General features: G+C 71.9%; 5 protein-coding genes. All 5 read right to left on the minus strand.

Annotated features, from left to right (window positions below; translation table 11 throughout):
- Positions 1 to 527: 527 nt before the first annotated feature.
- Entirely contained in the window at positions 528 to 1,331 is an 804-nt protein-coding gene (locus tag COGEMETH_RS14535) for an MBL fold metallo-hydrolase (RefSeq protein WP_238183347.1), read from the minus strand.
- A 43-nt stretch (positions 1,332 to 1,374) separates the two neighbouring features.
- Positions 1,375 to 2,193, minus strand: a complete 819-nt coding sequence (locus COGEMETH_RS14540; protein WP_238183348.1) for a TatD family hydrolase — start codon at positions 2,191 to 2,193, stop codon at positions 1,375 to 1,377.
- 147 nt (positions 2,194 to 2,340) lie between these two features.
- Positions 2,341 to 3,912: a methionine--tRNA ligase gene (gene metG, locus COGEMETH_RS14545; protein ID WP_238183349.1), complete on the minus strand. Its 1,572-nt coding sequence runs from the start codon at positions 3,910 to 3,912 to the stop codon at positions 2,341 to 2,343.
- A gap of 43 nt (positions 3,913 to 3,955) precedes the next feature.
- Positions 3,956 to 5,017, minus strand: coding sequence for a DNA polymerase III subunit delta' (locus COGEMETH_RS14550; RefSeq protein WP_238183350.1), 1,062 nt, complete (start codon positions 5,015 to 5,017; stop codon positions 3,956 to 3,958).
- A complete protein-coding gene (tmk, locus tag COGEMETH_RS14555; protein WP_238183351.1) occupies positions 5,007 to 5,693 on the minus strand; it encodes a dTMP kinase in 687 nt (228 codons plus the stop codon). The genes COGEMETH_RS14550 and tmk overlap by 11 nt, the downstream gene beginning before the upstream one ends.
- Between the last annotated feature and the right edge of the window lie 77 nt (positions 5,694 to 5,770).

Consider the following 5,770-nt stretch of genomic DNA (forward strand, 5'->3'; position numbering starts at 1 on the left):
TTCACTTGTCAAAGAACGCCGGACCAGAAGCCCGGAAAACCCGCGGACACGAAATTCCAGGGACCAGCCCCGAAACCCACCTTGTCCGTCTTGGAGAACCGTGATACCGAACCAACCATTCGGTGGTCCGCCTCAACGGTGGAGGGCGTTTAATGCCCGCCGATCCCCGTGTCAACTCCGACCCTCGACACCGCCGAGCCCCGAAACCGACACATCCAAACCACCAAAACACCAGCGATCCAGACGAAACCCCAGAGACAAAAACAGCAGCACGTCCGGCTTCCGCCGGCTATGCCCGCCAACCTGTCCAAGAGATGCATCAGCGACCGGGCCACTTCCGCGGCCGGCGCCGATGAACAGGGGTATACGGATCATGCCCCAGCGCGTCAACAGCCAATTTCAAAATCCTTCGCGGCTCGGCCCTCCATCCCTCCCCGCCTGCCCTGCCGCGCCCATCGCAGGACGGATCCGCGAGCGGTCTCGGCGAGCGCTTTCGGATCGTCGGCAACCCAAAGAACCAAGGAAAATCAAAGGTCGACCGTGAGGCTCAGGCCGTCATGGGCCGGGACCACGCCGGCCGGGAGACGGCGGGCCAGGGCCGCGTAGTCGAGGTCGGTGTGCAGGTTCGTCAGCACGGCGCGCCTCGGGGCCACCGCCTCGATCAGCGCCAGGGCGTCCGAGACCGAGAAGTGGGTCGGGTGCGGCGTCTCGCGAAGCGCATCGATGATCAGCAGGTCGAGGCCATGGAGGCGCGCCCGGCTCGCCTCCGGGATCGAACTCACGTCGGGCATGTAGCCGGCCGGCCCGAAGCGGAAGCCCAGGGCGGCCTCGTTGCCGTGTTCGACCGGCAGGGGCTCGGCCTCGATCGTGCCGCCCGCCCCCGCCACCGCGACCGTGCCGCCCTCCGGGATCGGGTGCAGGTCGAGGATCGGCGGGTAGGCGCTGCCGGGCGGGGTCTCGAAGCAGTAGCCGAAGCGGGCCCGCAGCAATTCGCTGGTCAGGGCGTCGGCGTAGGTCGGGATGCGGGCCCGCATCTGGATCACCAGGGGGCGCAGGTCGTCGATGCCATGGGTGTGGTCGGCGTGGGCGTGGGTGTAGATCACCCCGTCGAGGTGGGCCGTGCCGGCATCGAGAAGCTGCTCGCGCAGGTCCGGCGCCGTGTCCACGAGGAGGGTGGTGGCGCCTTCCCCTCCGCGGCGCTCGGCCAGGAGGGAGCAGCGGCGGCGGCGGTTGCGCGGCTCGTACGGGTCGCAGGCGCCCCAGCCGTAGCCGACGCGCGGCACGCCGCCGGACGAGCCGCAGCCGAGGATGCGCAGGGTCAGCGTGGCCATCCGGACCTCCCGAGGGGGTGGTATCCGAGGACGCCGCCGCCTGTCACGCCCCCTCGCACGCCCCCTCCCCTTGCCTGTCCGCGCTCCGCGCCCTGTCGAACAGCCGGTAAAAATTCTCCGTGGTGATCCGGGCGAAGTCCGCCGGCTCGAGGCCGAGGGTCTGCGCGAGCGAGCGGGCGGTGTCGGCGGTGTAGGCCGGCTCGTTGGTGCGGCCCCGGTGCGGCTCGGGGGCGAGGAAGGGCGCGTCGGTCTCCACCAGGATGCGGTCGAGGGGCACCGCGCGGGCGATGGCGCGCAACGCATCCGATCGGCGGAAGGTGACGATGCCGGAGAACGAGATGGAGAGGCCGAGTTCGACGCCGGCCTCGGCCAGCCGCGCGCCGGAGGAGAAGCAGTGCAGCACCGCCTTGAAGGCGCCGCGGCCCATCTCGTCGGCGAGCACGGTCTCCATGTGCGCGTCCGCGTCGCGGGCGTGGATGACCAGCGGCAGGCCTGTGATGCGGGCCGCGGCGATGTGAGCGCGCAGCACCCGCTCCTGCACCGCCTCGGGGGCAGCGTCGTCGTAATGGTAGTCGAGGCCGGCCTCGCCGATGCCGACGCAGCGCGGGTCCTGCCGCGCGATCTCGGCGATCGTCTCGGCGGGCACGTCCGGCTCCTCGGCGGCCCCGTGCGGGTGGGTGCCCACCGTGTACCAGACCTGGGGATGGGCCTGCGCGATCGCGCGGTAGGTCTGCGCCTTGGCGATGCGGGTGGAGATGGTGAGCATCCGCGTCACGCCCGCGGCCTCGGCGCGGGCGATCACGCCGGGCAGGTCCTGTGCGAAGTCGGGGAAGTCGAGGTGGCAGTGGCTGTCGATCAGCATGATTTTTTGGTCTGTCGCGGCGGGTCTCTCCTCCCCCTTGCGGGGAGGAGCCGGAGGTGGGGGTGGTGCCGGATCAGGCGCGGCGGTCCCTTCTGAACCACCCCCACCCCTGACCCCTCCCCGCAAGGGGGAGGGGAAAGCGAGAGCTCAGGCCGCCGGCACCTCGGGCTTCTCGAAGCGGGGGAAGATCGGGCTCGGGGCCGGCAGGGGCGTGCCGGCTTCGAGGCGCCCTGCCCCGTCGATGTCCGCAAGCATGCGCCGCTCGGCCGGCACGGCCAGGAGGTCGAGGAGGGCGGCCGCCGCCGTGGGCACGAAGGGCTGGACCAGGATGCCCACCGCCCGCAGGGTCTCCAGGGTGACGTAGAGGACGGTCTCCATCCGCCCAGGGTCGGATTTGCGCAGCTTCCACGGCTCTTCCGAGGCGAAGTAGCGGTTGGCGTCGGCCACCACCGCCCAGATCTCGGACAGGATGGTGTGGAGCGCCAGGTCCTTCATCAGGACGCGCGCCCGCTCCGGCAGGGCGGCGGCGGCGGCGAGCAGCGCCCGGTCGGCCTCGGTGAACGGGCCCGGCTCCGGCACCTGGGCGGACGAATTCTTGGCCACCATCGAGAGGGAGCGCTGCGCCAGGTTGCCGAGGTCGTTGGCCAGATCCGCGTTGATGCGGGCGATGATGCCCTCGTGGCTGTAGCTGCCGTCGCCGCCGAAGGGCACCTCGCGCAGCACGAAGTAGCGCACCGGGTCGACGCCGTAGGTGTCGGCGAGGTCGAAGGGGTCGAGGACGTTGCCGAGCGACTTCGACATCTTCTCGCCCTTGGAGAGCAGGAAGCCGTGGCCGAAGACGCGCCTGGGCAGCGGCAGGCCGGCCGACATCAGGAAGGCCGGCCAGTAGACCGCGTGGAAGCGGACGATGTCCTTGCCGATGACGTGCAGGTCCATCGGCCAGAACTTCTGGCGCTCGTCGCCCGCGTCGGGGAAGCCGGTGACCGTGAGGTAGTTCGTGAGCGCGTCGACCCAGACGTACATGACGTGGCCCGGCCGGTCCGGCACCGGCACGCCCCAGTCGAAGTTGGTGCGGCTGACCGAGAGGTCCTTGAGGCCCGAGCGCACGAAGCTCGCCACCTCGTTCTTTCGCGATTCCGGGCCGATGAAGTCGGGCTGGTCCTCGTACAGCTTCAGCAGCCTGTCCTGGTAGGCAGAAAGCTTGAAGAGAAAATTCTCCTCCTCCATCCAGACGACGGGGGTGTCGGTGCCGAGGCTGCGGCGCGTGCCGTCCTCCAGCAGGCGGGTCTCGGCCGCGTCGTAATAGGCCTCGTCGCGCACCGAGTACCAGCCGGCATAGGTGTCGAGGTAGATGTCGCCGCTGGCCTCCATCCGCCGCCAGATTTCCTGCGCGGCGGCGTAGTGGGGGGGCTCCGTCGTGCGGATGAAGCGGTCGTAGGCGCAGTCGAGCCGGTCGGCCATCGCCTGGAAGCGGGCGGCGGTCCCGTCCACGAAGGCGTGGGGGCTGGTGCCGGCCTTGGTCGCCGCCTGCTGGATCTTCAGCCCGTGCTCGTCCGTGCCCGTGGTGAAGAGCACGTCGTAGCCGTCGAGGCGGTGGAAGCGGGCGATCGCGTCCGTGGCGATCACCTCGTAGGCGTGGCCGATATGCGGCGCGCCGTTGGGGTACGAGATCGCCGTGGTGATGCCGTAGGTCTTTTTCGCCGGGCCGCTGGCTGTCACGTCGTAGATCCCCGGATACGCGGTTCGTTGAGGACCGGGCGCGTCAGGCGGCCCGGGCCGTGCCCGCCAGGTCCGCGAACAGGGAGAGGACGAGGGGCCTGCGGTCGAGGTTGTAGATCGCGGCCTCGCGGGCGGCGCGGGCGAACTTGTCACACACCTCGACAAGGGCCGCAAGGCGATGGGGCGGCTCGGCCTTGCGCCGGTCGATCTCGGCCGCGACGAAGCGGAACACCGTGTCGAGGGCGGTCTCGTAGAGGGGGTCCGCGTCCCGGCCGGCGAGCTTGTCCGCGAGCTTGAGGATGCGGCTCCAGTCCGGTGCGTGGGCGCGGGCGAGCAGGGTCTCGACCTCGGCCACCAGCCCCGCGGTCGCGGGATCGAGCATGGCCACGGCCCGCGCCACGGAGCCCTCGGACAGGGCGGCGGCACGGGCGAGCGCGTCCGCATCGGGGGCGGGGAAGGGCGCGGGGAAGCCGGCGACGACCTCCCTCACCTCGCCTGCCGGGAGCGGGCGCAGGGACAGCATCCGGCAGCGGGAGCGGATGGTGGGCAGGAGGCGCCCCGGCGCGTGGGCGAGGATCAGGAACAGGGCGCTGGGCGGGGGCTCCTCCAGCACCTTGAGCAGGGCGTTGGCCGCGTTGGCGTTGAGGTCCTCGGCGCTGTCCACGATGCAGATGCGATAGCCGAGCGTGCCGGCGGTGGAGGCGAAGAGTTCCAGCGCCTTGCGCACGGCGTCGACGGAGATCCGGGTCGGCAGGGTCTTGGCGGTCGGCACCCGGTGGCGGCGCAGGGCCACGAGGTTGGGGTGCGACAGGGCCGCGATCTTCTTCGCGGCCGGGTGGTCCATGGGCACGTCCAGGCCTGGCCAGGGGGCCGTGCCCTCCGGGTCGGCGAGCAGCCGGCGGGCGACGCGGTAGGCCAGGGTCGCCTTGCCGATGCCGGGAGGGCCGCCGACCACCCAGGCGTGGTGCATCTGCCCCGAGCGGATCGCCTCGGCGAAGGCGGCCTCGGCCGCGTCATGGCCGACGAGGCGCCCGGTCTCGCGGGGGCGGAGGAGGCCGGGCAGGTCGCCGGGCTCGAAATCGTCGGGGGCGCGCTCAGGCGGCATCGTGGCGGCTGTCCTTGTGGCGTGCCTCGGCCCCGAGCAGGCCGGGGAGGCGGGCATCCACGGCCGCGCGGATGGCGGCCTCGACGGAATCCGGTGCCTGGCTCGCGTCGATGACGGTGCAGCGGGCGGGCTCGGCCTCCGCGATGGCCCGGAAGGCGGCGCGCAGCCGGGCGTGGAAGTCCAGGGCCTCGGCCTCGAAGCGATCCGGCCCCTCCCCCGCGGCGCGGGTTCTGGCGCGGGCGAGCCCGGTCTCGGGGGGCAGGTCGAGGATGAGGGTGAGGTCGGGCCGGGTCCGGCCGACGACGACGCGCTCCAGGGCCGCCACGGTGCCGGGATCGAGGCCGCCGGCGGCCCCCTGGTAGGCCCGGGTCGAATCCATGAAGCGGTCGCAGAGCACCACCTCTCCGGCGGCGAGGGCCGGCCGGATCAGCCGGTCGAGGTGGTCGATCCGGGCGGCTGCAAACAGCAGCGCCTCGGCGAAGGGCCCGTAGGGCTTGGCCGCGCCTGCGAGCAGGGCCGCCCGGATCTCCTCCGCCCGCTCAGAGCCGCCGGGCTCGCGGGTGACGTGGACCGGGCGGGCGTGGGCGGCGCGCAAGGCGCGGGCGAGGCGCTCGACCTGGGTGGACTTGCCGGCGCCCTCCCCGCCCTCGAAGGTGATGAAGGTTCCGGGGGTCATCGCGGGACGTGCCGCGCGTGTTTCCCTCTCCCCTCTGCGGGAGAGGGTGGCCCGCGAACTAAGTCGGGAGAGGGGAG

Origin of the sequence: Methylobacterium trifolii (assembly GCF_022179685.1) — a bacterium.
GTDB classification, from domain to species: domain Bacteria; phylum Pseudomonadota; class Alphaproteobacteria; order Rhizobiales; family Beijerinckiaceae; genus Methylobacterium; species Methylobacterium trifolii.

Excerpts from the sequence above, each read along its gene's own strand:
- COGEMETH_RS14535 (WP_238183347.1), bottom strand. The coding sequence starts at position 1,331 with ATGGCCACGCTGACCCTGCGCATCCTCGGCTGCGGCTCGTCCGGCGGC.
- tmk (WP_238183351.1), bottom strand. The coding sequence starts at position 5,693 with ATGACCCCCGGAACCTTCATCACCTTCGAGGGCGGGGAGGGCGCCGGC.
- COGEMETH_RS14540 (WP_238183348.1), bottom strand. The coding sequence starts at position 2,193 with ATGCTGATCGACAGCCACTGCCACCTCGACTTCCCCGACTTCGCACAG.
- COGEMETH_RS14550 (WP_238183350.1), bottom strand. The coding sequence starts at position 5,017 with ATGCCGCCTGAGCGCGCCCCCGACGATTTCGAGCCCGGCGACCTGCCC.